The sequence below is a fragment of the Pseudomonas sp. FW305-96 genome (genome assembly GCF_058783825.1).
In genome coordinates, this window is sequence record NZ_JBYSYW010000005.1 from 206,914 (window position 1) to 233,821 (window position 26,908).

At 66.7% G+C, this 26,908-nt stretch carries 22 protein-coding genes; 11 read left to right on the plus strand and 11 right to left on the minus strand.

Going from position 1 to position 26,908, the window contains the following annotated elements:
• The 3 genes from glcF (at window position 1) to pdxR (ending at window position 3,312) form a co-directional block, all read left to right on the plus strand.
• Window positions 1–1,239 carry a glycolate oxidase subunit GlcF gene (gene glcF / locus AC3WL2_RS06070; RefSeq protein WP_102684940.1) on the plus strand — a complete coding sequence of 413 codons (1,239 nt, stop codon included), beginning with the start codon at window positions 1–3 and terminating at the stop codon, window positions 1,237–1,239.
• Between the two features lie 194 nt (window positions 1,240–1,433).
• Complete coding sequence (locus AC3WL2_RS06075; protein ID WP_102684941.1) at window positions 1,434–1,772, plus strand: hypothetical protein; 339 nt, start codon at window positions 1,434–1,436, stop codon at window positions 1,770–1,772.
• A gap of 106 nt (window positions 1,773–1,878) precedes the next feature.
• Window positions 1,879–3,312, plus strand: a complete 1,434-nt coding sequence (pdxR, locus tag AC3WL2_RS06080) for a MocR-like pyridoxine biosynthesis transcription factor PdxR (RefSeq protein WP_102684942.1) — start codon at window positions 1,879–1,881, stop codon at window positions 3,310–3,312.
• Here the strand turns inward: pdxR and AC3WL2_RS06085 are convergent.
• Together AC3WL2_RS06085 and AC3WL2_RS06090 are read right to left on the minus strand one after the other, a co-directional pair.
• Window positions 3,305–4,498 carry a cyanate transporter gene (locus AC3WL2_RS06085; RefSeq protein WP_102684943.1) on the minus strand — a complete coding sequence of 398 codons (1,194 nt, stop codon included), beginning with the start codon at window positions 4,496–4,498 and terminating at the stop codon, window positions 3,305–3,307. The two genes, pdxR and AC3WL2_RS06085, sit on opposite strands and share 8 nt — an antisense overlap.
• Window positions 4,495–4,953, minus strand: coding sequence for a nucleoside deaminase (locus tag AC3WL2_RS06090; protein ID WP_102684944.1), 459 nt, complete (start codon window positions 4,951–4,953; stop codon window positions 4,495–4,497). The genes AC3WL2_RS06085 and AC3WL2_RS06090 overlap by 4 nt, the downstream gene beginning before the upstream one ends.
• A gap of 198 nt (window positions 4,954–5,151) precedes the next feature.
• On the opposite strand from AC3WL2_RS06090, the gene AC3WL2_RS06095 reads away from it, so the two are divergent.
• Window positions 5,152–5,589 (plus strand): carboxymuconolactone decarboxylase family protein, encoded by a 438-nt coding sequence (locus AC3WL2_RS06095; RefSeq protein ID WP_038705936.1) that lies wholly within the window; start codon window positions 5,152–5,154, stop codon window positions 5,587–5,589.
• Window positions 5,590–5,637: 48 nt separating this feature from the next.
• Here AC3WL2_RS06095 and argE read toward each other — a convergent pair whose 3' ends face one another.
• A complete protein-coding gene (gene argE, locus AC3WL2_RS06100; RefSeq protein ID WP_102684945.1) occupies window positions 5,638–6,798 on the minus strand; it encodes an acetylornithine deacetylase in 1,161 nt (386 codons plus the stop codon).
• On the minus strand, window positions 6,791–7,468 hold the full coding sequence (locus tag AC3WL2_RS06105; protein WP_102684946.1) for a DUF1028 domain-containing protein: 678 nt from the start codon (window positions 7,466–7,468) through the stop codon (window positions 6,791–6,793). The genes argE and AC3WL2_RS06105 overlap by 8 nt, the downstream gene beginning before the upstream one ends.
• 256 nt (window positions 7,469–7,724) lie before the next feature.
• Between AC3WL2_RS06105 and AC3WL2_RS06110 the strand changes: the two genes are divergently transcribed.
• Together AC3WL2_RS06110 and AC3WL2_RS06115 are read left to right on the plus strand one after the other, a co-directional pair.
• Window positions 7,725–9,041 (plus strand): flavin-containing monooxygenase, encoded by a 1,317-nt coding sequence (locus AC3WL2_RS06110; RefSeq protein WP_102684947.1) that lies wholly within the window; start codon window positions 7,725–7,727, stop codon window positions 9,039–9,041.
• The gene (locus AC3WL2_RS06115) at window positions 9,041–9,457 is read left to right on the plus strand and encodes a RidA family protein (RefSeq protein WP_023632135.1); all 417 of its coding nucleotides are present in this window, start codon (window positions 9,041–9,043) and stop codon (window positions 9,455–9,457) included. Before AC3WL2_RS06110 ends, AC3WL2_RS06115 begins: the two co-directional genes overlap by 1 nt.
• Window positions 9,458–9,552: 95 nt before the next feature.
• Here AC3WL2_RS06115 and AC3WL2_RS06120 read toward each other — a convergent pair whose 3' ends face one another.
• The 6 genes from AC3WL2_RS06120 to AC3WL2_RS06145 all read right to left on the minus strand — a co-directional run bounded on the left by AC3WL2_RS06120 (window position 9,553) and on the right by AC3WL2_RS06145 (window position 18,938).
• The gene (locus tag AC3WL2_RS06120; protein ID WP_102684948.1) at window positions 9,553–10,440 is read right to left on the minus strand and encodes a pirin family protein; all 888 of its coding nucleotides are present in this window, start codon (window positions 10,438–10,440) and stop codon (window positions 9,553–9,555) included.
• A gap of 183 nt (window positions 10,441–10,623) precedes the next feature.
• On the minus strand, window positions 10,624–12,261 hold the full coding sequence (gene pgm, locus AC3WL2_RS06125; RefSeq protein ID WP_102684949.1) for a phosphoglucomutase (alpha-D-glucose-1,6-bisphosphate-dependent): 1,638 nt from the start codon (window positions 12,259–12,261) through the stop codon (window positions 10,624–10,626).
• Window positions 12,262–12,340: 79 nt separating this feature from the next.
• On the minus strand, window positions 12,341–14,596 hold the full coding sequence (locus AC3WL2_RS06130) for an ATP-dependent DNA helicase (protein WP_102684950.1): 2,256 nt from the start codon (window positions 14,594–14,596) through the stop codon (window positions 12,341–12,343).
• A complete protein-coding gene (locus AC3WL2_RS06135) occupies window positions 14,593–16,245 on the minus strand; it encodes a VRR-NUC domain-containing protein (RefSeq protein ID WP_102684951.1) in 1,653 nt (550 codons plus the stop codon). Before AC3WL2_RS06135 ends, AC3WL2_RS06130 begins: the two co-directional genes overlap by 4 nt.
• A gap of 79 nt (window positions 16,246–16,324) precedes the next feature.
• On the minus strand, window positions 16,325–17,704 hold the full coding sequence (locus AC3WL2_RS06140) for a hypothetical protein (RefSeq protein WP_102684952.1): 1,380 nt from the start codon (window positions 17,702–17,704) through the stop codon (window positions 16,325–16,327).
• Between the two features lie 208 nt (window positions 17,705–17,912).
• On the minus strand, window positions 17,913–18,938 hold the full coding sequence (locus tag AC3WL2_RS06145) for a zinc-dependent alcohol dehydrogenase family protein (RefSeq protein WP_102684953.1): 1,026 nt from the start codon (window positions 18,936–18,938) through the stop codon (window positions 17,913–17,915).
• A gap of 207 nt (window positions 18,939–19,145) precedes the next feature.
• On the opposite strand from AC3WL2_RS06145, the gene AC3WL2_RS06150 reads away from it, so the two are divergent.
• Window positions 19,146–20,060 (plus strand): LysR family transcriptional regulator, encoded by a 915-nt coding sequence (locus tag AC3WL2_RS06150; RefSeq protein WP_046855927.1) that lies wholly within the window; start codon window positions 19,146–19,148, stop codon window positions 20,058–20,060.
• A 73-nt stretch (window positions 20,061–20,133) separates the two neighbouring features.
• Here the strand turns inward: AC3WL2_RS06150 and AC3WL2_RS06155 are convergent, their stop codons facing one another.
• Entirely contained in the window at window positions 20,134–21,192 is a 1,059-nt protein-coding gene (locus tag AC3WL2_RS06155; RefSeq protein ID WP_102684954.1) for a sigma-54 interaction domain-containing protein, read from the minus strand.
• Window positions 21,193–21,485: 293 nt separating this feature from the next.
• Between AC3WL2_RS06155 and AC3WL2_RS06160 the strand changes: the two genes are divergently transcribed.
• From AC3WL2_RS06160 to AC3WL2_RS06175, 4 genes are read left to right on the plus strand one after another with little or no spacing between them, the layout of a single operon-like run.
• Window positions 21,486–22,559 carry an ABC transporter substrate-binding protein gene (locus tag AC3WL2_RS06160; protein WP_102684955.1) on the plus strand — a complete coding sequence of 358 codons (1,074 nt, stop codon included), beginning with the start codon at window positions 21,486–21,488 and terminating at the stop codon, window positions 22,557–22,559.
• An 11-nt stretch (window positions 22,560–22,570) separates the two neighbouring features.
• Window positions 22,571–23,794, plus strand: coding sequence for a lipase family protein (locus AC3WL2_RS06165; RefSeq protein WP_102684956.1), 1,224 nt, complete (start codon window positions 22,571–22,573; stop codon window positions 23,792–23,794).
• Window positions 23,795–23,806: 12 nt separating this feature from the next.
• A complete protein-coding gene (locus tag AC3WL2_RS06170) occupies window positions 23,807–25,006 on the plus strand; it encodes an LLM class flavin-dependent oxidoreductase (RefSeq protein WP_102684957.1) in 1,200 nt (399 codons plus the stop codon).
• 4 nt (window positions 25,007–25,010) lie between these two features.
• Window positions 25,011–26,564 (plus strand): ABC transporter substrate-binding protein, encoded by a 1,554-nt coding sequence (locus AC3WL2_RS06175; protein ID WP_102684958.1) that lies wholly within the window; start codon window positions 25,011–25,013, stop codon window positions 26,562–26,564.
• Window positions 26,565–26,908 lie beyond the last annotated feature (344 nt).

Consider the following 26,908-nt stretch of genomic DNA (forward strand, 5'->3'; position numbering starts at 1 on the left):
ATGCAAACCCGACTGAGTGACTCCGCCCGCCACCTGGCCCGCGCCGACGAGGCCGAGCGCATCCTGCGCTCTTGCGTGCACTGCGGCTTCTGCACCGCCACCTGCCCCACCTACCAGTTGCTCGGCGACGAGCTGGACGGCCCACGCGGGCGCATCTACCTGATCAAGCAGGTGCTCGAAGGCGAACCGGTCAGCGCCAGCACCCAGACGCACCTGGACCGTTGCCTGAGCTGTCGCAATTGCGAGACGAGCTGCCCGTCAGGGGTGCAGTACCACAACCTGCTGGATATCGGCCGTGCGGTGGTCGACCGTCAGGTGCCGCGACCACTGGGCCAGCGCCTGCTGCGCGGCGGCTTGCGTGCGGCAGTGCCGCGGCCGGCGCTGTTCAAGGCCTTGCTCCACACCGGCCTAGCCCTGCGCCCCCTGCTCCCTGCCAACCTCAAGGCCAAGCTGCCGCCACGGATCGCCGCCGCCGGCCAGCGCCCGCCAACGGGGCACGCCCGCCGCGTATTGCTGCTTGAGGGTTGCGTGCAGCAAGCGCTCTCACCCAATACCAACGCTGCCACCGCACGCCTGCTCGACCGCCTCGGTATCAGTGTCGAACCGATAGCCGAGGCCGCTTGCTGCGGGGCCGTGGACTATCACCTGGATGCCCAGGCACGCGGCCTGGAGCGTGCCCGACGCAACATCGACGCCTGGTGGCCGGCCATCGAGGCCGGCGCCGAGGCCATCGTGCAGACCGCCAGCGGCTGCGGCGCATTCGTGCGCGACTATGGTCACTTGCTCGAAGGCGACCCACGCTATGCCGACAAGGCCGCCAAGGTCAGCGCGCTGTCCCGTGACCTGGTGCAGGTGCTGCAGGCCGAGCCACTGGAGCAACTGGGGGTGTGCGCCGAGCAACGCCTGGCCTTTCACTGCCCGTGTACCTTGCAGCACGCGCTCAAGCTCGGCGGCGCGGTGGAAAGCCTGCTGACGCGCCTGGGCTTTCACCTCACCCCGGTGCCCGATGGCCACCTGTGCTGCGGCTCGGCCGGCACCTATTCACTGACCCAGCCGACGCTGGCGCGGCAATTGCGCGATGATCGCCTGCATGCCCTGGAGAGCGGCAGCCCACAGATCATTGCCACTGCCAACATCGGTTGCCAGGTGCACCTTGGAAGCGCTGGGCGAACACCGGTGCGGCACTGGGTCGAGATCGTCGAGGCGGCGCTCGATCCCAAGCCTTCTGACGGGGCATGAACGGACTCGGCAACAGGCGCTGGAGCTGACGCGGATCAAGGCGATGTTCAACCTCCTGCCTATATTTTCGGAACCCTCCTACCAAAAGCAAGGACGCTTCTTGATTGTTGCCACACCCTTGGCAAAACATCATCCGACCTGGAGACGTTACGGTCGCCCCGACGCGGCCAACCCCATCCAGACGAGGCCATGCCATGCCCACACACGACCGCCCCACCCGCGAACTGCGCCATACCCTGCGCCAGTTGCTGGCCCATGAAGTCAGCAACCCCGACGACAACCCGAACCTGTCGGGCGTGCGCTTCTTCTGCGCCACCGACGAGCACACCCGCCAACTGATCGAGCGCGTCGAGCTGCTCGCCAGCGAGGCCTTTTTCGACGCCAAGGGCCGCGCCATCCCCGCCCGCATGCGCGAGGCCACGGTGGATGGCGTATGCATCAGGCAGAAACGCAAGGCCTGCGACGACCAAACGGTGATCCGCATCGCGCTGCCCGAAAAAGGCTACATCACCATCAGCACCGCCCGCCTGTGAACACCCGCGGCCTGCAGGCGCGGGTCTGGCTCGCCCCTGCGGCCCTTGCGGCTTTGCCGATAAACCCCGAAGCTTCTACATCCCTGCGCTTCGGACCCTTCCCACGATGGAACTGCACATCCGCCTCGAAGGCCGCAAAGGCCTTGCCGAGCAGCTCTACCGGCAACTGCGCGCCGGCATCGACAGCGGCCACCTCGCCGCCGGCACGCAACTGCCGCCCACCCGCCTGCTGGCCGAACAGCTGGGGGTCTCGCGCAAGACCGTGGCCGAAGCCTATTCACGCCTGACCTACGACAACCTGCTCAGCGGCGTGGTTGGCCGCGGCACCTTCATTACCCCACGCCGCACCTTGCGCCAGAGCGACAACGAGCACATTCCGCTGGCCGCCGCCGACACCCTCGAACGCTGGCGCCTGCGCGCCACGGTACTGGCCCAGCGGGCGCTGGACGCGCCTTCGCGCTATGACTTCATCGGCGGCGCCTCGAGCAAGTCGCAGTTTCCCTACGATCAGTGGCGCAGTTGCATGAACTACGCCCTGCGCCGCAGCCAGCGGCACCCCGAGCGGCAGTTTTCCGCCCAGGGCCTGCCCGAACTGCGCGAGGCCATCACCCATCACATTGCCTTCACCCGCGGCATCCAGTGCGCGCCCAGTGATGTGCTGGTGTGCAACGGCGCCCAGCAGGCCCTGGACCTGATTGCCCGGGTACTGGTCGAGCCCGGCTGCAAGGTGGCCATGGAAGACCCGGGCTACCCACCGGCCCGGCAGTTGTTCCAGGCCTTGGGCGCACGCCTGCAGTCAGTGCCGGTGGACGACCAGGGATTGTGCGTGGAGCAGATCGAGGATGGCACCCGACTGATCTACGTGACCCCTTCGCACCAGTTCCCGCTGGGCATGCCCATGGCCGTGCCACGGCGCGAGGCGCTGCTGGCGCGAGCTGCCGCGCTTGGCGCGCTGATCATCGAGGATGACTACGACTGCGAGTTCCGCTACCAGGGGCCTGCCGCCGAGGCCCTGCAACGCATGGACCGGCATGGCCTGGTGGCGTATGTCGGTACGTTCTCCAAGACCCTGCTGTCCGAGCTGCGCCTGGGCTACGCGGTGCTGCCGCCCGCCGTGCTGCAGGCCGCCTGCGTGGCCAAGCACCTGAGCGACTGGCACAGCCCGACCCTGCAGCAATGGGCACTGGCGCGGTTCCTCGCCGAAGGCCACCTGAACAAGCACATCCGCCGTTGCCACGAGGTGTACAGCGCCCGCCGCGAGCGCATCCTGGCGCGGCTTGGCGGCGACCTCGCGCCGTGGTTCGACGCGGTGCCGACCAGCGCCGGCTTCCACCTGAGCGCGCTGGCCAAGCCTGGCGTGGATGTCGAGTTGCTGATCAACCTGGCGCGCAAGGTGGAGGTGGGCCTCTATTCCCTGGCGCCGTTCTTCAGCGAGGCCCCGGTGCGGCCGGGGCTGTTGCTGGGCTTCGGCGCCATCGAGCTGCTGGATATCGACCCGGCGCTGGACCGGGTCGCCGACACCCTGCAGCGTCTCAGTTGACCAGCGCTTCAGCGGGCTGCCGGCCACGGGCAATCGCCCGGGCGTAGTCCTTTGGCGCGAAGCACGCGGTCACCAGCAACATCGCCAGCACGGTGCAGGCCAGCAGGGTCCAGGAGGCCTGGAAGTCGCCGCTGACATCGCGCAGCCAGCCGGTGATGTACGGCACGATGCCGGTGACGATGAAGCCCACGCCCTGGACGAACGCCGCCAGGCTGCCGGCTTCGCCGGGGCTGCGCAGGTGCTCCAGGGTCAGCGTCAGGCTGAGGCTGAAACAGGCCCCCAGGCCCAGGCCGATCATCGCCACCCACAGGCCCATGGCGCTGGACGGCGCCAGCAGCAGGCCGAGAAAGCCACCGAGCTGGATCAGCAAGGCCAGCCACAGGCCGGGCCGGCGATCGACCAGGCGCCGCAGCAGCAATGGCAGGCCCAGGGCACCGCAGACCTGGAAGATGGTCATCAGGCCGACCAGCTCGCCGCCGCCCTGGGCCGTGCCGCCGTGCTCCAGGTGATAGGCCGGCAGCCACGCCACCATGCTGGTATAGCCGCCATTGATCAGCCCGAAGTACAACGCCAGCAGCCAGGCCCTGCGGTTGCCGAACCAGTGCCCGCCACTGCCGGCGGCCAGGCTTGGCGTGAGCTGGCGCGGACGCAGCAGCACCCAGGCGGCCATTGCCAGCAGCGCCGGCAGCGCCCAGAGGCCCAGGCCGAATTGCCAATGGCCAAAGTGTGCGGCAATCGCAGGGCCGAGCACCGCGGCCAAACCACCGCCGCTCATCAACGCCGCCGAATACAGCCCCATGCTCGCCGCCAGGCGGCTGGGGAACCAGCGGTTGACCAGCCCCGGCATCATGCCCTGTACCACGGCAACGCCCAAGCCGGCGACCACGGCGCTGGCGATCAACGCCCAGGCGCTGTCCAGCTGCAGGCGCCACAGGCAGGCCAGGGCAATGGCCGCAAGCCCTGCGAGCATGCCGCCATGCTCGCTCAGCCAGCGCCGCAGCCAGGGTTGCAACAACGGGATCAGGCCCATGCACAGCACCGGCAACGCAGTCAGCAACGCCGCCTGCTGGTAACCCAGGCCGGTGCCCTGGCGCATGGGTTCGAGCAAAGGGCCGATGCTGGTGAGGATCGGCCGCAGGTTCAGGGCCAGCAGCACCACCAGCAACAGGTTCAGCGCGCCCCTCATCCTTGGCTGGCCTGCTGCCATTCACGGTACAGGCCGCCCTCACCCACGGGTTTCATAGGGCGCAGGGGCAGGCTCTGCTGCTGCGGCGGGCGGGCCATCTGCGCATACACCGCGGCGGTGGACAACCCATAGGGCTCGCCCTCGTCGTTGTCGTAAGCGAACCAGGCACGCTCGATGCCACACAGGTGCATGGCTGCCAGGCACATCGGGCACGGGTGGCCGCTGGCATAGATCTCGGCGCCCTCCAGGCGCGGCCGGCCGAGCACCTGGGCGGCCTGGCGGATGGCCTGCATCTCGGCGTGGCTGGTCGGGTCCTGGGTGCTGTGGATCTCGTTGACGGCGCGGGCGATCACCTGCCCCTGGTAGACCAGCACGGCGCCGAACGGGCGGCCGCCGGCCTGGATATTGGCGCGGGCCAGCTCGAGGGCCTCGCGCATGTAGCGATCTGCGGACATGAAACGGTTCTCCGGTATTGACCCGGCCATTATCCCGGCTGCGACGCGCCGACAGAAATGAAGAGATTGGATGCCTGTCAGTGGCCATCCAAATGCGCGATTGGCCTCCTGGCAAAGCGCGGGATTGGCTATTCGGCACCGCGCGACGCGGCGCTAAGGTAGTGCCACTTGCCACCTGAACACCTTTGGAGTCTCACCATGCATGACCGTATCGAATGGGCCAAGCACTCGCCGGAAGCCTACAAGGCCATGATCGGCCTCGAACAGGCGCTGGTCGCCTCCGGCCTGGAACACTCGCTGCTGGAGCTGATCCGCCTGCGCGCCTCGCAGGTCAATGGCTGCGCCTACTGCGTCAACATGCACGCCAACGATGCGCGCAAGGCCGGTGAAACCGAGGCGCGCCTGCAGACCCTGAGTGTCTGGCGCGAGACCCGCTACTTCACTCCCCGCGAACGTGCCGCCCTGGCCTGGGTCGAGAGCCTGACCCGCCTCCCGGAGCGCGGCGCGCCGCAAGACGAGTACCAGGCGTTGCTCGAGCACTTCAGCGCCAAGGAAATCGCCAACCTGACCCTGGCCATCGCCACCATCAATGCCTGGAACCGCTTCGGCGTGGGCTTTGCGATGGTGCCGGCTTAAGTCAACCGGGTCCCCGCCCCTGCCGGGGCGGGTTTGCATCGCCATCGATCATGCCTGCGTCAGGTACTCGACCAAGCGCCGCAGCATCGCATCGCAGCCACGCAACTGCTCGACGCTGACGAACTCATCGGGCTTGTGCCCCTGCTCCATGCTCCCCGGCCCGCAAACCACGGTGGGAATCCCCGCCTGGTCGAACAACCCGCCCTCGGTGCCGAACGCCACCGTGCCGAAGTCATCCGAGCCACTGAGCAACGCCACCAGTTGCGCGGCCTCGCTGGCGGCAGGCGTGGCCAGCCCCGGGTAGGCGCTCAATGGCCGCAAGCGAATCGCACTGGCCGCATTCACCGCACGCATGCGCGGCAGCAGCTCGGCCTCGGCGTAGGTTTGCAGGCGGTCGGCCACCGCCTGGGCTTCAAAGCCTGGCAAGGCGCGTACTTCGAAGTCGAATTCGCATTCCTCGGGAACAATGTTCAACGCCCGTCCACCCTTGATCACCCCGGTCTGCACCGTGGAGAACGGCGGGTCGAAACGCCCGTCGTGATGCTCGGGATGCGCCAGCTCATCACCGATCTCGCCCAGTTTGCCGATCAACCGCGCCGCGTACTCGATGGCGTTGACCCCATAGGGGGCATAGGCCGAATGGCAGGCGGCACCGTGCACCTCGCAGCGCATGGCCAGCTTGCCCTTGTGGCCGAGCACCGGCTTGAGCTCGGTGGGCTCGCCAATCAGGCACAGCCGCGGCTTGTGCGGGCGCTGCGCCACGGCCGCCAACATCGAACGCACGCCCAGGCAGCCGACTTCCTCGTCATAGGAAAACGCCAGGTGCACCGGCATCTTCAGGGGCTGGGCGAGAAACGCCGGCACCGCCGCCAGCACCGAGGCGATGAAGCCCTTCATGTCGGCCGTGCCGCGGCCATACAGGCGCCCGTCGCGCTCGCTCAGGCGAAACGGCTCGACGCTCCAGGCCTGTCCGTCGACCGGCACCACATCGGTGTGCCCGGACAGCACCACGCCGCCCCGGTCAAGCGGGCCTATCGTGGCGAACAGGTTGGCCTTGGTGCCTTCGTCGTTGTGGAACAGTTCGCTGTGAACGCCAAACCCGGCCAGGTAGTCGCGAATGAAGGCGATCAGCTCCAGGTTGGAATCACGGCTGACCGTGGCGAAGCCGACCAGCCGCTCCAGCAGCACGCGACTGCTCGCTTCACTCATCGCCGGGCACTCCGTAGCTGGGCGCGGCGGTCGGGTTCAGCGCGCGGGTCACATAGTCCTGCATCTGCGGGCGATAGGCCTGCCACAGGGTGTCCAGTTCGGCGATCGGATCATTCTCGGTCCAATCCACTCGCAGGTCCACCAGCGGCCAGGTCAGCTCGCCGGCAATCTTCAGCGCCGCCGAGTGCACCGGCCCCGCCTCGCCCCCGGCGGCCATCGCCGCGTGCATGGCCGCCAGCAGACGGTCGGCCAGGTGGCCGCCGGCCTGCTCGAATGCCGTGACCATGGCCGCGATCACCGCCTGCGACGACAGCAGGTTGCCGGCCGCCGCGCATTGCTCACCGGCCACCGCATTGTGCGTGCCCAGCGCCTCCTTGCCGGTGAACAGCGCCACCTGTCCCTGGCTGTCGATCACCGTGACCTGTCGGTACTCGCTCCAGCCATTGGCACTCAGCACCCGGTCCAGCGCCGCGGCAGGCGGCAGCTGGCCTTGTTCCAGGGCATCAAGGATCTGCGGGCCGAGGGCCGGCAGGGTGATGTTCTGCGTGGCCACGGCACCGACCCCGGCGCGCACCCACGGGCAACGGGCGCCGACGGCGATGCTCGAAGAACTGATGGCGATGCCGACCTGGCCGGTTTCCTGGCAGCGGCCGATGATGGAGAAGGTCATGGTGCAGCTCCTGTGTTGAGTTACCGGCATTCTCGGCGGGCCAAGGCAGCGGCGAAACCAACATTTTCCTCGGCACAGGGCAGGAAAAAACTATGGCGATGCGGCGCGCAGCGGTGCCCATCCACCCTTCGCCAATTTATCGGCAAGCCCCAGCTAAATACTATTTTCGCGATTGTCCCCCCATCCCTAGTCTGGCCCCAGGCAAAGGCGGTCCCCACCGACCTGAACAAGAACGCCGCTGAAGAAGGGCTGGGACATGACACTGAACAACATCGAAATCGACACCCTCGTAGTCGGCGCCGGCCAGGCCGGCGTGGCCATGAGCGAACACCTGAGCAAGCTCGGCGTGCCGCATCTGGTGCTGGAGCGCAAGCGCATCGCCGAGGCCTGGCGCTCGGGCCGCTGGGATTCGCTGGTGGCCAACGGGCCGGCCTGGCACGACCGCTTCCCGGGCCTTGAATTCGACCTCGACGCCGACGCCTTCGCCGGCAAGGACCAGGTCGCCGACTACTTCGAGCAGTACGTGCGCAAGTACAACCTGCCGGTGCGCACCGGCGTCGAGGTCAGGCAGGTGGTACGCAACGCCGACCGCCCGGGCTTTACCATCGAAACCAACCAGGGCGTGATCCGCGCCAACCGCGTGGTGGCCGCCACCGGCCCGTTCCAGCGCCCGGTGATCCCGGCCATCGCGCCAAAGGACGACGGCCTGCACCAGATCCACTCCGCCGCCTACTACAACCCCGAGCAACTGCCTGAAGGCGCGGTGCTGGTGGTGGGCGCCGGCTCCTCCGGCGTGCAGATCGCCGAGGAGCTGATGCGTGCCGGGCGCCAGGTGTACCTGTCGGTGGGCGCCCACGACCGCCCGCCACGCAGCTACCGCAACCGTGACTTCTGCTGGTGGCTGGGCGTGCTCGGCGAGTGGGATGCCGAGATCGCCAAGCCCGGCCGCGAGCACGTGACCATCGCCGTGTCCGGTGCCCGTGGCGGCCATACCGTGGACTTCCGCGCCCTCGCCCACCAGGGCATGACCCTGGTCGGCCTGACCCAGTCGTTCGAGGGCGGCGTGGCGCGCTTCCAGGACAACCTGGCCGAGAACATCAACCGCGGCGACGAGAACTACCTGGCCCTGCTGGACGCCGCCGACGCCTATGTCGAACGCAACGGCCTGGACCTGCCGCAAGAGCCCGAAGCGCGCAAGCGCCTGCCCGACCCTGCCTGCGTCAGCAACCCGCTGCGCGAGCTGGACCTGGCCCAGGCCAACGTCAACACCATCATCTGGGCCACCGGCTACGGCGTGGACTTCAGCTGGCTGCAGGTGGACGCCTTCGACGCCAATGGCAAGCCGCAGCACCAGCGTGGCGTGTCGAAAGAACCAGGCGTGTACTTCCTCGGCCTGCCCTGGCTGTCGCGCCGTGGCTCTTCGTTCATCTGGGGCGTGTGGCACGACGCCAAGCACGTCGCCGGTCACATCGCCACCCAGCGTACCTACCTGGCTTACCGCGACCGCGAGCAGCGCGCGGCAGATGAGCAGCAACCCTTGATCAGCAACATCAGCACTTTCGGAGCCCACTGATGCCTACTCACACTCGCATCCGCATGTTCAACACCAAGGCCACCTACCCCAACCAGACCCTGGACAATGACCTGTGCCAGGCGGTGCGCGCCGGCAACACCATCTACGTGCGCGGGCAGGTCGGCACCGATTTCGAAGGCCGCCTGGTCGGCCTGGGCGACCCGCAGGCGCAGGCCGAACAGGCGATGAAGAACGTCAAGCAGTTGCTTGAAGAGGCAGGCTCGGACCTGTCGCATATCGTCAAGACCACCACCTACATCACCGACCCACGCTTCCGCGAGCCGGTGTACAAGGAAGTGGGCAAGTGGCTCAAGGGCGTGTTCCCGATTTCCACCGGGTTGGTGGTGGCGGGGTTGGCGCAGGCCGAGTGGCTGATGGAGATCGATGTGATCGCGGTGGTGCCGGATCAGCTGTGATCGTCTGAAAAAGCAATCGCCGGCAAGCCGGCTCCCACAGGGACAGCATAGATCCTGTGGGAGCCGGCTTGCCGGCGATTGGAGTCAACGCCTTGTCATTGTCGGACGCCTCGCTCGGTACCTCCCATCTGCCCAAACCGCCCGGCCTGGAAATCATCGAACGATTCGGCGATCTCGGCCTGGCTGTTCATCACGAACGGGCCATACCCGACGATGGGCTCGTCGATCGGCTCGCCGCTGAGCAGCAGTACGCTGACGTCCGCCAGTGCCTCGAGGCGCACGCCGTCACCGTCGCGCTCCAGCAATACCAGGCTGGCCGCACCGGCTTCGCGCTCATCGTTGACCCGCAGCGTGCCGCGCAGCACCACCAGCGCGGCATTGCGCCCGGCGGCCACCGGCAGTTGCAGCGTGGCACCCGCCTTCAGGCGCAGGTCCCAGACGTCCATCTCGGTAAAGGTGCGCGCCGGCCCCTGCTGGTCAAGGTAACGCCCGGCGATCACCCGCAGGCTGCCCGCCTCGCCTTCCAGTGTCACCACGGGAATGTCGTTGGCCAACAGCGTCTGGTAGCCCGCTGCGGCGCGCTTGTCCCTGGCTGGCAGGTTGACCCACAGCTGCACCATCTCCAGCGTGCCGCCGCGCTGGGCGAATGCCGGGGAATGGAACTCCTCGTGGATGATGCCGCCCGCGGCGGTCATCCATTGCACGTCGCCCGGCCCGATCAGACCGCCCGCGCCAGTGGAGTCGCGGTGCTCCAGTTCGCCCTGGTAGACGATGGTGACAGTCTCGAAACCGCGGTGCGGGTGCTGGCCGACACCACGCCGTGCAGTGGTCGGGGCGAAGTCATGCGGCCCGGCATAATCGAGCAGCAGGAACGGGCTGATATGCCGCGCCAGGTGGTCGTAGGTGAACAGGCTGCGCACCGGGAAGCCGTCGCCCACCCAGTGGGCGTTGGGGCTGCGGTGGATACCCTGGATCTTTTTCATGAGAAGCCTCCTGTTGATGGGTTACACCTTACAGATGAGGCCAATACTGCGGTAGATAGCTGAAATGGCATGGATCGTTCCATCAGTGGAACAACCAAACGACTCGCGGGGCAAGCCCGCTACCACGCCTGAACGAAGCAGACAGTGGCAGCAGGCTTGCCCCGCGATGCGTATCAGCGTCGATCAGGCGATCGCCGCGTCCACCAGCACTTGGGCTTCGGCCACCAGGCGCTTGAGGTGCGCCTCGTCGATGAAGCTTTCGGCGTAGATCTTGTAGATATCCTCGGTACCGGACGGCCGCGCGGCGAACCAGCCGTTCTCGGTCATCACCTTCAGGCCGCCAATGGCCTGGTTGTTACCCGGCGCATGGCTGAGGATCTGCTGGATCGGCTCGCCGGCAAGCTCGGTGGACTTGACCTGCTCCGGCGCCAGCTTGCTCAGCAACGCCTTCTGCCGAGCGTCGGCCTTGGCCTCGACACGGGTGGCGTACGGCTTGCCCAGCCTGGCGGTCAGGTCGGCGTAGATCTGGCTCGGGTTGCGCCCGGTGCGGGCGGTCATCTCGGCCGCCAGCAGCGCCGGAATCAGGCCGTCCTTGTCGGTGGCCCAGACAGAGCCGTCCTTGCGCAGGAACGAGGCGCCCGCGCTCTCTTCGCCACCAAAGCCCAGCGAGCCGTCGAACAGGCCCTGGGCGAAGAACTTGAAGCCCACCGGCACTTCGTAAAGCTCACGGCCCAGGCCTGCGGTGACGCGGTCGATCAGGCCGCTGGAGACCACGGTCTTGCCCACGGCGGCATCGCTGCGCCATTGCGGGCGGTTGCGGTACAGGTAGTCGATTGCCACGGCCAGGTAGTTGTTCGGCTGCAGCAGGCCATCGGCGGTGACGATGCCGTGGCGGTCGTGGTCCGGGTCACAGGCGAAGGCCACGTCGAACCGCTCGCGCAGGCCGATCAGGCCTTGCATGGCGTAAGGCGAGGACGGGTCCATGCGGATCTGCCCGTCCCAGTCGACGGTCATGAAGCGGAAGGTCGGATCGACCTCGGTGTTCACCACTTCCAGGTTCAGCTGGTAGTGCTCGGCGATGGCCGACCAGTAGCGCACGCCGGCACCGCCCAATGGATCGACGCCCAGGCGCAGGTTGGCGCTGCGGATCACGTCGAAGTCGATGACGTTTTCCAGGTCGGCGACATAGCTGCTCACGTAGTCGTGGCGCTGGGTGGTCGGCGCCACCAGCGCCTGCTGGTAGTCCATGCGCTTGACGCCGGCCAGGTTCGCCGCCAGCAGCTCGTTGGCCTTGGCCTCGATCCACTTGGTCACATCGCTGTCGGCCGGGCCGCCGTTGGGCGGGTTGTACTTGAAGCCGCCGCTCTGCGGCGGGTTGTGCGACGGGGTGATGACGATGCCGTCGGCCAGGCCCTGCTGGCGGCCACGGTTGTAACAAAGGATGGCATGGGACACTGCCGGGGTCGGCGTGTACTCGTCGTCCTTGCTCAACATCACCTGCACGCCGTTGGCGGCCAGCACCTCCAGGGCGCTGGCGGCGGCCGGGGCGGACAACGCGTGGGTATCGGCACCGATGAACAACGGGCCGTCGATGCCTTGCGCCTGGCGATACAGGCAGATGGCCTGGGTGATCGCCAGCACATGGTATTCGTTGAAGCTCAGTTCGAACGAAGTGCCGCGGTGGCCCGAGGTGCCGAAGGCCACGCGCTGGGCCGCCACCGCGGCGTCGGGACGGCCGGTGTAGTAAGCGGTCAACAGGCGGGGGATATCGACCAGCACGCTGGCCGGAGCCGGCTTGCCTGCCAAAGGACTGAGCGTCATGCGGAACCTCGAAATCAACGGATGTTGGTGTTGGAACGCGCAGTGTACTGGGAGTTTCAGCGCCAGGCGATGGCGGCGTTCACGCCAGTTGCCACCAGCCGGGGAACATCTGCCGCACCCGTGGTTCGGCAAAGCGCTCGTCGATCAGCACCAGCACACCCCGGTCGTGGTCGCCGCGGATCACCCGGCCTGCGGCCTGGATCACCTTGCGCACCCCAGGATAGAGATACGCATAGTCGAAACCGGCGCCGAACTGGCGGCCCAGGCGCTGCTTGAACTGTTCGTTGACCGGGTTGACCTGGGGCAGGCCGAGGGTGGCGACGAAAGCGCCAATCAAGCGGCTGCCCGGCAGGTCGACACCCTCGCCGAAGGCGCCACCGAGCACGGCGAAACCCACCCCCTGCCCGTGCTCCACGAAACGCGCCAGGAAGGCCTCGCGGCTGGCCTCGTCCATGCCGGGAGACTGGCGCCAGATGGGCAGCGCCGGGTAGCGTTCGGCCAGCAGTCGCGCCACCTGTTCGAGGTACTCGAAGCTGCTGAAGAAGGCCAGGTAGTTGCCCGGCTGGCCGGCAAACTGAGCGGCGATCAGCTCGACGATCGGCGCCAGTGAGGCATGGCGCTGCTGGTAGCGGGTAGACACCTCGCTGACGATGCGCACCTGCAACTGCTCGGCGCGAAACGGCGCGGCGACTTCCAGCCAGGCAGTGTCGGCCGGCATGCCCAGCAGGTCGGTGTAGAAGTGCCGGGGATTCAGGGTCGCGGAAAACAGCGTGACGCTGCGCGCCGCGCTCATGCGGGGGCCCAGCAGCCGGGCAGGCACCACGTTGCGCAGGCACAACGTGGCCAGGCGCCGTCCACGGGGGCCGTTGCGCGGACTGATATCGAACAGGAAGTGCTCATCGAACAGCTCGGCGATACGGCTGAACTGCAAGGCCTGGAAGTAGAACTCCAGCACCTTGGGCTCGACCTCGGCAGGCGCCTGGTTCATGCGCTCCTGGATCAGCCCGATGCACTGCTGCAGGGCGCGCAGGAAGGCGTCGGGCAGCTGTTCGCTCGCCTCGTAGGGCGCGACCTGCGCCTTGTACAACGCGTTCCATTGCCGATTCAGCCGGTCCAGGGCGCTGCCCAGCCCGGCCGGCTTGGCCTGGCGCAGTGCCAGCAACTGGCCCTGGTCGAGGCTGGCGCTGTACATCTGCCGCCCGCGCTCGACCAGGTTGTGCGCCTCGTCCACCAGCACCGCCGTGCGCCACTGGTTGGCCTGGGCCAGGCCGAACAGCAATGCATGGGCGTCGAAGTAGTAGTTGTAGTCGGCCACCAGCAGGTCGACCCAGCGCGCCATCTCCTGCCCCAGGTAATAGGGGCAGACCTGGTGCGCCAGGGCCACCTCGCGCAGGCTGGCGCGGTCGAGCAGCGGCACCTGCGCGGCTGCTTCACGGGCGGCGGGCAGGCGGTCGTAGAAGCCCCGCGCCAAGGGGCAGGACTCGCCATGGCAGGCGCTTTGTGGATACTCGCAGGCCTTGTCGCGGGCGATCAGCTCCAGGCTGCGCAGGGCCGGCTGCGGCGACGCCTGTGTAATCTGGCGCAGCGCATCGAGGGCCAGGGCCCGGCCCGGGGTCTTGGCCGTGAGGAAGTAGAGCTTGTCCAACTGCTGCGGCACCACGGCCTTGAGCAGCGGAAACAGGGTACCGAGGGTCTTGCCGATGCCGGTGCTGGCCTGGGCCATCAAGCAACGGCCGGTGCTCACCGCCTTGTACAGGGTCTCGGCCAGTTGCCGCTGGCCTTGACGCAACGCAGGGTAAGGAAAGGTCAGGGCCAGCAGACCCCGGTCGCGTTCGGCCAGGCGTCGTTCCTGCGCCTGCGCCCAGGCCAGGAAGCGCTGGCACTGAGCCTCGAAAAAACGCCTGAGGTCGTCGGCGCCGCAATGCTCGCTGATCACGGTCTGGCCGTCGCTGTCGACGTCCAGGTACACCAGCGCCACGTCGATCGCCGGCAACTGCCGCGCCTGGCACAGCAGCCAGGCGTAGACCTTGGCCTGGGCCCAGTGCAGTTGGCGGTGATTGTCGGGCTGGCGGGCGAGGTCGCCGCGATGGGTCTTGATCTCTTCCAGCCGGTTGCGTGCCGGGTCGTAGCCATCGGCCCGGCCGCGCACCCTCAGGCCTTGGTATTCGCCCTCCAGCGCCACCTCCGACTCATAGCTGGCGCCGCGCTTGGCCACCACCCGGCGGTGCCCGGCGATACCTTCCTGGGCACTGGGCGACGGCGTGAAACGCAGGTCGAGATCGCCGACCTTGGCGCTGAATTCGCACAGGGCGCGCACGGCCACGGTGTAGCTCATGCCGGCGTAGCCTGCCAGCGCACATGGCAGACCGCCACCGGCAACCCGTGGGCGTGGCAGAACTCGAGCCAGCGCAGCTGGTTGTCCTGCAGGCGGTCGCCCGGCCCCTTGACCTCGACCATGCGATAGCCGCCCTGCCCCGGCCAGAACTGGATAAGGTCGGGCATGCCGGCGCGGTTGGCGCGGATGTCCTGCAGCAAACGCAGGAAGCAGGCTTTCAAATGCTCGGTCGGCAGGTGCTCGAGTGCCTGTTCGAGCAGTGGCTCATCGAGCATCTGCCAGAACACGAACGGCGACTGCAGGCCTTGCTTGGCCGCATGGCAGTCGCGGATGGCCTGACGGTAGCTGCCATCGTCCAGGCGCCCCAGACAGGTGTCGAACAGTGCGCCGCGACGCTGCTGGAAATCGCTGTCGTGCAGATCTTGCGGCCCAGCCTGGAATGGATTGAAGAAAGCGCCTGGTACTGGTGCGAAGATCGCCTCCCAGCACAGCAGGCCGAACAGGCTGTTGAACAAGGTGTTCTCGACATAGTGGGCAGCCCCGCCCTGCTGTTCCAGGTGCTGACGCACCGCCTCTTCCACGCCCAGTGCCGCCATCGCGACCGGCAGTTCCAGCTCGATGAGCGTGACCGCGCTCGTGCGCCGACGCGGTTGTGGCGGGCCGCCGAGCTTGCGCGCCAACCGTGGCAGCATGCGCTCCAGCGCCTGGCATTCCAACGCGTTGGCAGGCGCCTGGGCCATGGCCTGGGCCAATGCGAGTGCCGGCTGCCACTGCTCGCTGCGCTCGTATACCCGGACCTGGCGGATGCGCGCCTCGGGGTGGGCGCAGTCGGCATAGACCTGCAACGCCAGGTCCCAGTCGCCAGCACGCTCGCATTGCTGGCCGATGCTGAACAGCAGCCGCGCCCGACGACGGACCAACCAGGGGTTGCTGTGGTCAAGACCCGCGAGTGCCGCGAGCAGTTCGGCGGGCGCGGCGCCCTGTTCGAGGCGCTCGGCGCACTGGTGCAGGGCCATGGCCAGGTCGACCTCGCTACGCTGGCGCAAGGCCCGCGAGTCGGCGCTGAACGCCACCTGTTCGTAACGGAACACGCCCAGGTCGGCCAGCACGAAATCGGACCAGCTCTGGTACAGGTTGCCAAAGAACAACAGCCGCAGCCGGTCGCATAATGGCTGCCGGCTCCAGTGCAGGATCAGCGTCGGGAAATCGGGACACCACTGTGCCAGGGGCCTGGGCGCCAGCTCGAGTGCCTGCAACTGTTCCAGCAATTCGGCCTTGCTGGCCCGAGGCCGGGGAATTTTCCCGGTGAAAAGCCCGGCCAGCTCATCCTTGCGCAGCAAAGCCCACAATTGCTCGACGGCCAACGGTGCGTCGGCTGTTACCCAGCCCAAAGCCAACAGCGGCACCAGGGCCGCGTCGGCATCGCCGATCTCGGCGTAGTCGAGCTTGTCCTTGCGAAACCACTCGCCCTTGCGCATGACCATCCGTACCAGCAGCGCCTGCGCTGACACAGGCAACTCGCCGAACACCTGGATGAAACGGTGCTCATCGCGGTCCAGCAGGTCGGCGTAGCGTTGCCCGACCCAGCTCAGGACCTGACGGAAGTTATACAGGTAGTACAAGGGATCATCGACAGAATGGGCGATCACGGTGCAAGCCGGGCGCGGGGGAACAAGCACTGGTTATACATACAGACCGCCTACTGGGGCAAGTGCGCTGGATCAACGGTCACGCGCTGCACCACGAACCGGCCGGCAGCGGCCGCAGCCACAGGTCGCGCCGCCCCAGCAACTGATACAGGCGCCGCGCCTGGCTGCCGAGCGTGCCGGCGTACAGCGCCCGCAACTGCGCGAGCTGCAGGCCGCTGGTATCCACCAGCCACTGGCTGACAGGCTCCGGACAAGGCTGGCCCTGCAGGGCACGGTGCAGGTATGGCAACGCCACGCGCATACCGGGATGGCAGCGCAGCACGAAGGCTTCGAGGTTGTGCCCCTGCGCGTCGAAGGGGGTGAACAACTGGCAGACCAGTTGCGCTTCATTGACGCCATAGGCCGCAAGCAGCCGCGCCTGGGCCTCGTCGCGCAAGGCCCGCCCCTGCGGCCAGGCCACCGCCGGCTGGCGCAAACGCTGGTAGAACGCCTGCGCGCCCTCGCGGTAGGTACGCTGCTCGAGGTACTGCGCCTTGAGGCCATGCAGGTGGGCCAGCGGCAAAGGGTCGAACAACCCTGCCGGCCCCTGGGCATGCCAGGCCTGCGCCTCCTCCCGCCCGAGCATGCGGTCAAGGTGCCCGCCGTCATCGGGATGGCGCAGCAGATCCTCCACCGTCATCAGGTGGGTATCGCCCCAGGGCTGATCGTGCATGGGCGCTGTCGGCGACTGCCAAGGGTCGGACAGCATCTGGTGCAGCTGTTCGACACCGGCGGCCAGGACGCTGTGGGGTGTCACGGTGTGCGCGACCTCCCCGCTATGGCGCAGGCAACGCCGCCCCCAGGCCAGCAGGCGGTGGCGCTGGGCGAGCGGCGCGGCGCTGACCAGGAGCTGCTCGCCGTCTTGCCCACCCAGCACCTGCCCAAGGCTGGCCCCCACATCCAGATACCCCCTGGCGCCGAGCAAAGCCCCGGGCTGCCCGCCGGCGAGGTGCCCGAACAGCAGCCAGGCGTTACCCGCGGCGGCCAATTGTTCGGCCGAACAGGCCTGTCGGGCACCAAATGGGCCAAGCTGCCCGCCATCGGCGCGCAACAGCTCCACCCGTGGATCATCGTGCAGGAACAGTGCACTGAAGCAACGGTCGTGAAGGGCCAGGGCGGTGTCGTCGAGGGTGGGCAGGCGCGCCGCCAGGACCCGCAGGCGGAAGGTGGCGGCGTGGCGAATGGCGATACTCAGTTGCGCGGCGCGCAGGCAGGCCAGCAAATGCGCGCTGCGCCGGTCCACGCCGTGCAGGGCCAGTACCCGCAGGTTGCCGATGCAATCCTGGCCACCGGCGATGACCAGCAGGCGCTGGATCAGCAACTGCACCGAGGCGCGCTGGGCCTGGCTCATGTGCTCCAGCAGGCGCTGCAGGACCTGCTGGTAGATATAGTGCATGGCTTGGTCGTGGGTCTCGGTCATGCTATCGCTCCATCTCCCTGACGGCTTCGAATTGAAGTCCGATTCTGGCAGATGAATAGCTGACCGGGCTTGAAGGAAACGTCCCAAAACCGGGTAAGAAAATTAGCAATGTTTGGCAGTGAGGCCGCGAACCAAGGCCCGCCCCTACAGGGCGGGCGTCATGCCACGGCGGTAGAAGCGCGCTTGCCCGGCGCTGGCGTCGGCAGCGTCAGCCCTGCCCGCCCATGTCCAGCACCACCCGTCCACCGCAAGGGCAGGCGTCCATATGCCGGTGCGCCTCGACCACCTGCTCGAACGGGTACACCTTGATGATCTGCGGTGTCAGCAGCTGGTCGGCGGTGAACTGGTTGATGTCGCGCAAGGCCCGTTGCAACGCCACCTGGTCCTGGGCGATGCCCAGCTCCGGCTTTCCGGTGAAGTTGCCGATGCAGTGCACATGGAACTGGATGTTCTTCTGGAACGCCGCGCAGGCCGGGAACGGCGTCTGGTTGCCGCCTTGCAGGCCATACAGCACCAGGTTGCCGCGCGGTGCCAGGACATCGCCGAGCAGCGACATCTGCGGGCCGCCCATGCCGTCGAGGACCATGTCCACGCCACGGCCATCGGTGTACTTGCCGATCTGCATCAGCAGGTCCTGCTCCTCGGTGACGATCACCTTGTCCGCGCCCAGGCCCAGCAGGTATTCACGCTGCTCGGGTTCCTTGGTGGCGGCGAACACCTTCAACCCCAGGGCCTTGCCCAACTGCACGAAGGCCGGCCCGGCGCAGTGGCTGGCGTCGGTGACCAGCGCGGTCTGCCCGGCCTTGGCCCGGGCCAGGTCGACATAGGCGAAGTAGGCGATCAGCAGCGGGGTGTAGTGCACGCTGGCCTCGATCGGGGTCAGCACGTCCGGATAACGGGTGATGGCGCTGCGCGGCAGCACGATCACGTCACCGTAGACCGGGTGGTCGTTGGGGCTGGTGGCCGGGAAGCTGGCGACCCGGTCGCCCACCGCGATATCGTCCACGCCCTCGCCGACCGCGGTGACCACGCCGGCCATCTCATGGCCGATACCCGCCGGCAGCCGCGCCTGGGACGGCGCCAGGTTCTGCCGCCAGAGCACGTCGTACCAGCTGATGCCGATCGCCTCGACGCGGATCTGCACCTCGCCGGTGGCCGGGGACGGTTCGGCCTGCTCCTCGCAACGGAGCACATCGGCCTGGCCGAACTTGTGGAAACGGATCATGCGGGACATCGCATACCTCGCCTTTGTGAATCTCGTATTACCACGGACTTTATCCGGGCTTTCACGGTTGGACCATCAGTGGCTGTTAATAGTCGACATGCCTGTCATTGATTGGGCCCCTGACAAATCTGTGCATTGGCACCCGGAAATCGGTGCAGGGTACCAGCCTTTGGCCTTAAGATTCACCCCTGCCCCACTTCAGGCGAGCCGCATCGAATGAATCGTAACGACTTGCGTCGCGTAGACCTCAACCTGCTGATCGTGTTCGAGACGCTGATGCACGAACGCAGCGTGACCCGCGCCGCCGAGAAACTGTTCCTCGGCCAGCCGGCGATCAGCGCCGCGCTGTCGCGCCTGCGCAACCTGTTCGACGACCCACTGTTCGTGCGCACCGGACGCAGCATGGAGCCGTCGGCGCGCGCCCACGAAATCTTCGCCCTGCTGTCGCCGGCGCTGGACTCGATCTCCACCGCCGTCAGCCGCGCCGCCGAGTTCGACCCGGCCACCAGCAACGCAGTGTTCCGCATCGGCCTGTCGGACGATGCCGAGTTCGCCCTGCTGCCCCAGTTGCTCAAGCGCATCCGCGCCGAAGCGCCCGGCATCGTGCTGGTGGTGCGCCGGGTCAACTACCTGCTGATGCCCACCCTGCTGGCCTCCGGCGAAATCTCGGTGGGTGTGAGCTACACCAGCGACCTGCCGGCCAACGCCAAGCGCAAGGTACTGCGCCGCAGCATGCCCAAGCTGCTGCGCGCCGACAGCATGCCCGGCAACATCACCCTGGACGACTTCTGCGCCCGGCCCCACGCGCTGGTGTCGTTCGCCGGCGACCTGTCCGGGTTCATCGACGAGGCGCTGGAGGAGATCGGCCGCAAGCGTCACGTGGTGCTGGCCGTGCCGCAGTTCAACGGTTTGGGGAGCTTGCTGGCGGGGACCGATATCGTTGCCACGGTGCCGGATTACACCGCCGATGCCCTCACGGCAGCGGGCGGCCTGCGGGCCGAGGACCTGCCGCTGGAGGTGCGTAGCTTCGAACTGCACATGGCCTGGCGCGGGGCGCAGGATAATGATCCGGCGGAGCGGTGGTTGAGGTCGCGGATACAGATGTTTTTTGGCGACCCCGATAGTCTCTGATCAAGTTCCACCAAGCAAAATATGGCCTCTAGATACATCTACCATTTGGACATAACAAAGACCTGTCCAACCATCATGCCTTAGACAGCTCGCCAATCTTCTCCAGCCGCGCCCGCACGATATTGCGGCTGATGCTCAGCAAGCGCCCGGTCTGCAGCTGATTGCCGTGGCAATACCGATACGCCGCCCTGAACACAGTCTCCTCGATATGCTCATACAAGTTCGGGACGTTCTGCTCGAATAGCGCCAGCAAAGCGCTTTCCAATTCCGGCGGTGCCGCGCTGGCTGCCGGCAAGTAAGCCTGTGCAACAGGCGCCGCCACCTGTGGCCGGATATCGACCAAGTGCAGGTCCGCCGGTGCCACCACCTGATACCGGCACACCAGCAACGCATGGTGAATGGCATTTTCCAGCTCGCGGATGTTGCCCGGCCAGCTATGCGCCAGCAACTTGCGCTCGGCATCCGGGCTCAGGGATGCCCGTTCGTAACCCAGCCGTCGGCAATGTTCTTCGATGAAGAATTCCGCCAGCGGCAGGATGTCTCCTGGCCGCTCACGCAAGGGCGGCAGGCGTATCGTTGCGACGTGCAGGCGGTAGAACAAATCCTCTCGAAAATGCCCTGCCACCACCGCGTCAGCCAGGTTGACGTTGGTTGCCGCCACCAGCCGCACGTTGATCGGTATCGGCGTACGTGAGCCCAGGCGCACCACCTCACGCTCCTGCAGCACGCGCAACAACTTCACCTGCATGTTCAACGGCAGGTCGCCGATTTCGTCGAGGAACAGCGTGCCGCCATTGGCCGCCTCGAACCAGCCGGCCTTGTTGCTGGTAGCGCCCGTAAAAGCGCCTTTCTCGTGGCCGAACAACTCGCTCTCCACCAGGGTTTCGGCAAAGGCGCCGCAGTTCACCGCCACGAATGGCTCACGCCCACGGCGGCTAAGGTGGTGGATATGACGGGCGACGAGCTCCTTGCCGGTGCCGGTTTCGCCGATGATCAGGGTATTGGCCTCGCTGGGCGCCAGGCGCTCGATGCGGCTGAGCAGCTCCTGGGAGCGCGGGTCCTTGAACACGAGCACAGTGGCGCGTACCGACTTGGTCAGCTCGCGGGCATTTGGGTGGGTGATCAGCGACATGGGGGCATTCCTGGCAGTTGACGCGCAGGCCCATAGTGCATGAAACAAATTAGATCAAAAAATTATTAATTAGCATTTGAATATTCGAATTGGAAATATTCGATTTTTCAACAATCGACTGCTGCTACAGCAGCAATCCGCCAGCACTGCCCTGCCCGCCGATCAGCAGTCCCTGCCCTTCACGCCCACTTCCCTTTGGCTGGAGGCCCTGTAAATAAAGGGCTGTAGCCACCTCACAGCATGCTGGCATGCATTTCGCTCCTGGCCTGTAGAACCTTTGCCTGGAGCTGCACATGAACAATCCCTGGCGTCACGCCCTCGCCCTGCTGGGCGGCCTGTTCCTCAGCCTGGCTGCGCTGGCAGCCGAGCCACCGGCGGCGGTGCGCATCGCCATCGTCGCCTTCACCCAGGGCGGCGCGCCAGTGTTCGGTGGCATCCCTGGGCGGGTGATCGAAGAAGGCTGGCTGGAACAGCAACTGGCCGCCCGCGGCGTGAAATTGCAATGGACCGCCCTGCCCCATGCCGGCGCCGGGCCGCAGATCAACGAAGGTTTCAGCAACGACAGCCTGGACTTTGCCGTGCGCGGCGACCTGCCCTCGGTCATCGCCGGTGCCGGCCAAGTGCCGGGCAAGCTGGTGGTGCCGGGCGGCAGCGGCAACAACATCTACCTGGTGGTGCCGAGCAATTCCACGGCACGCAGCATCCAGGACCTCAAGGGCAAACGCCTGGCGCTGCACCGCGGCCGGCCATGGGAATTCGCCTTCAGCAATTTCCTGCAGAGCCAGGGCCTGCAACTGAGCGACTTCAAGATCGCCAACCTCAACCCGCAGGTCGGTGCCGCTGCGGTGTCTGCCGGTAAAGTGGATGCCGCCGTGCTGCTCAACGAAGCCTACGCCCTGGAAGACAAAGGCGTGGCGCGCATCCTCTGGTCGACCAAACAAGGCGCCAACGACTGGCGGCTGGTCTCCGACCTCTGGGGCACTGACCGCTTCGTGCAGCAGCACGCCGACCTGACGCAATTGGTTGCCACCGCCTGGGTGCGCGCGGCCTGGTGGATCTCCCAGGAGCACAACCGCGACGCCTACTACGCGCTGTCTTCGCGCGCCGGCGTCAGCGAAAGCGTGCTGCGCCGTGACGACCAGGACGACCCGGTGGCCTGGAAGGCGCGCTGGGCACCGAAAAGCGATGCCCAGCTCAAGGCCCACTACGACGCCCTTGGCCAGTACGCCTTGGCCAACCGGCTGATCCGCACCCCCTACGACATTACCAGCGACCTGGCCACGGGCTTTACCCGCCAGGCGTTGATCGACCTGCAACTGACCCACTACTGGCCATCCCTCGACACCCAGATCAGCCAACAACCTTGAGAGAATTCCCCATGAAACTGCCTGCTTCGCTCATCTTCGGTCTCAGCGCCCTGGCCCTGTCCATCGGCGCCATGGCAGCCGAAACCTACGCCCCCAAGCCAGACCCGCAACAGGGCGATGGTCGTGTGTCGGCCTTCTACACCTGGACCAAGGCCATCCCCGCTACCCCCGGCAAGCTGCTGCGCAGCGAACCGCTGGAGCAGGCGCTCAGTCTGCCCAATGCCGCCAGCGCGCAACGCCTCCTTTACACCTCGCTCGATGGTATCGACGGCAAGACCCCAATCGTGGTTTCCGGTGCGCTGTTCATCCCCAAAGGCAAGGCACCAGCGGGCGGCTGGCCGGTCGCCAGCTGGGGCCATGGCACCGTCGGCGTGGCGGATATCTGCGCGCCGTCCTGGGCAGGCCGCAGCTACCGCGACGTGCAATACCTCAATCGCTGGCTCGATGAAGGCTATGCCATTGTCGCCACTGACTATCAGGGCCTCGGTGTGCCGGGCGGCCACCCACTGCTGAACAACCGCATGGCCGCCTACGGCATTCTCGATGCGGCCAAGGCCGTGGTCGCAGGCGTGCCGGGGCTCGCCGACAAGGTGTTGATCATTGGCCAGTCGCAAGGGGGGGCCGGGGCCTTTGCCGCCGGGGCCTATGCGGCGACTTACGCGCCCAAGCTGGGCGTCAAGGGCAGTATCGGCACGGGTGTGATCTACACCGTGGGCGCGAAGAATGTGGGCGAACAGGACCAGGACAAGGTCGACCCGGCCCTGGCCTACGGCTTCTATACCCTGCTCGCCGCACAGCAGTATGACCCGAGCATCGACCCGCGCGACTTCTACACCGACAAGGCCATGCCGCTGTTCGAGCAAGCGCGCACCAGTTGCCTGTCAGCATTGGTCAGCGACGTGGTCGGTACCGGCCTTACCCCGGCCAACGCCAAGAAAGACTACAAGGGCGACCAGCTCAAGCCATGGCTGGCGCAGGTGTCGTACCCGACCCTGAAGCTTGCCCAGCCGATCTTCATTGGCACCGGCGCCGAGGACAAGACCCCCGCTGCCACCACTCAGGTCGCGCTGATGCAGGATGCCTGCAAAGCCGGCTCGGTGGTGCAGGGCCACCTCTACAAGGGCCTGGGCCATAGCGAAACGGTGAATGCGTCGCTCAAGGACTCCATCCCGTTCGCTCGCCAGGTCATTAGCGACCAGCCGGTCGCCCCCAATTGCAGCCCAAGCGTCCAGTAAGGAGGCCAGCCCATGAGCATCGAATTCTTTACCCGCCTGCCCCTACATGGCGAAACCCAGTTTCTCCCCGGCGACCCGCGCAACCGCGGCGACTGGCATGCGGGCGGGCCCAGCACCGGTGCGGTGTCGGGGTTTGCCGTGGGTGACCACTTCACCTATATCGACTACCTCGGCCAGATCGCCCGTGCCGCAGAAATAAACGGCTTTGGCGGCGCGCTGATGGTCAATGCCCCCACTGGCGAAGAGCCGTGGACGGTGTGCTCGCTACTGGCCCGGGAAACCCGCACGCTGAAGTTCGTCACCGCGTTCCAACCCTATCACTACACCCCCTGGGTGGCCGTGCAGCAGGCCGCGACCTACCAGCGCGCCACCGGCAACCGCCTGGTGTGGAACATCATCAACGGCGGCTCGGATGCCATCCAGCGCCAGGTCGGCGACTTCGAAGACCATGACCAGCGCTATGCCCGCGCCACCGAGTTCATGGACGTGGTGCGCGGTTACTGGCACCACGAGCAGTTCCATTACCAAGGCACCTACTACCGCGCCGAAGGCGGTGGCCTGCGCGGGCCGCTGAAAAAGGCCGAGCTGCCGCTGATCTGCACGGCCGGCTCGTCGGTGGCAGCACGGGAGTTCGCCGCCAAGCACGCCGACTTCTACCTGATGCGCGCTGAACACCCGGACGAGATCGCCGCGCTGATCGCAGATATCCGAGCCCGCGCGTTGAAGTGGGGCCGCACCGATATTCGCTTCGGTCTGTCCATCGATGTGATCGCCCGCGAAACCGAAGACGCAGCACTGGCCGAGGCCAAGCGGTTCTTCGACGAAGGCGTGGCCAAGGGCACGGTCAAGGCGCGCGCCGCTCACGCCGGCCTGCGCACGGCGCGCAAGCTGAGCTACGAGCATGACTACAACGACAAGGACGAGCAACAGGCCTTCGACGACTTCTTCATCCACCCCAACGTGTGGACTGGCTTCGGCTACATCGGCATCCCGCCGGGCTGCGCGCTGGTGGGCAGCTACGCCAACGTGGTGGCGCGTATCCGCGAGTACCACGGCATCGGTGTCGATCTGTTCTTCCTTGCCGGCTATCCGCACCTGGAAGAAGCCTACCGTATCGGTGAGCACATCCTGCCGCACTTTCGTGAGCAGCGTGCAGCCCTTGCCCGCCCGGTAGCCGAACCCGTGCCACTGCACGCCAGCAACGGAGCCTGACGCCATGGCCAGGGACGGTTACCCACTGAGCCGGCGCAGCTTTCTTGGCCACGCCGGCGCACTGGCCGGCGGGCTGCTGGCCGGCTGCGGCCCCGCCGACAGCCCGAACCCTGGCGTGGCCGACGAGCCACGCCATGGCGGGCGCCTGCGCCTGGGTATCATCGACGGCAGCCAGAGCGGCAACCTCGACGCCCACAAGCCTGTCGGCAGCGGCATCGTGCGTGGCTTTGCCTTGTACAGCAAGCTGTGGGAGTGGGACGAGCAGATGCAGCCGCGCCTGGCCTTGGCCGAGTTCGCCGAGCCCAATGCCAACGCCAGCAGCTGGACCTTGCGCCTGAAGCCGGGGCTGGAGTTCCACCACGGCAAGACCATCGACGCCGACGATTTGATCTTCTCCATCCGCCGCCTCACCGACCCGCAGCTGGCCTCGCCCTATGCGGCGCTGCTGCACTGGGTGGACCGCGACAACCTGGTCAAGCTGGATGAGCGTACCGTGCGCCTGGGCTTTCGCGAGGGGCGCAGCTATCTGCCACTGCCGGAAACCTGGGTCAACTTCGGCGGCATCGTGCCGGTGGACTACCACCCGGTGACCAACCCGGTCGGCGCCGGGCCGTACAAACTGAAAAGCTTCACCCCAGGCCAGCGCTCGCTGTTCACCCGCTTCGACAATTACTACAAGCCTGGCAAACCGTATGCCGATGAACTGGAAATCATCGACTTCAAGGACCAGACCGGCCGCCTGGCGGCGCTGCGTGCGGGGCAGATCGACATGGCCAACGTCATGTCCACCGAACACCTGCAGGTGCTGCAGGCCGATCCACGGTTACGGTTGCTGAAATCGGTGAGCGGCAACTGGCTGTCGTTCGACATGAACACCGCCAAGGCGCCGTTCGACGATCCGCGTGTGCGCGAGGCGTTCCGCCTGCTGGCCGACCGTGAGGAGCTGGTACGCCGTGCGCTGAATGGCCAGGGCCGGGTGGCCAACGACCTGTATGCACCGTTCGACCCAACCTTCGACCACAGCATTGGCCCGCGTCCGCATGACCCGCAGCGGGCGGCGCAGTTGCTGCGTGAAGCCGGACATGCGCAGTTGCAGGTGGAGTTGGTAACTACCCCAGGGCTAGGGTTGGCTTCGGCCCTGGTGCTAGCGGAACAGGCCCGGCGCGTCGGCGTGACACTCAACGTACGCCAGGTCGACCTGGCCACCTTCCAGGGACCGCAGCGCGACGACTGGACCTTGAGTACCGGCGGCAGCATCGGTGCGCCGTTCCTGGCCAGCGCCATCCACACCGATGCGCCGTTCGCAGTGGCCAACAAGACCCACTTTCACGACCGCGAATTCAGCGAGGCCTTCCTTGGCGCCATGGCCCAGCCGGACCTTGCGCAACGCAAGGCGCTGGTGCACCGGGCGCAACGTATCCAGTACGAGCGCGGCGGCATGCTGATCTGGGGCTTTGCCGACCTGCTCGATGGCGTCAGCACCCGCGTGGGTGGCGCGCAGGCCGAGCAGTCGCTGTTCAGCACCTGGCGGTTCGAGAGCCTGTGGCTCAGAAGTTGACCTGCAGGCCCTCTACCGCCTGTCCTGGCCCTATCGCCGGCAAGCCAGCTCCCACAGGAATAGCGCCAGCCTTCAAGCCCATGCAGTCCCTGTGGGAGCTGGCTTGCCGGCGATAGGGCCGGGACAGGCAACACAAAAAACAAACCAACCGCAGGCGCGGCTGCGCCCTCGTTTCTCCCACATTCTTACTATTGAACGAGGCCCAGCCAATGCCCCGCGTTACCTTGCTGCACCCCAAATTCCAGCCCAGCGCTCTGGCGCTGGCCATTCTGGCCGGCAGCCTGCCGCCAGCCCACGCTGAAGATACCCAGCTGCAAACCGTCACCGTGCAGGCCGAACAGGCC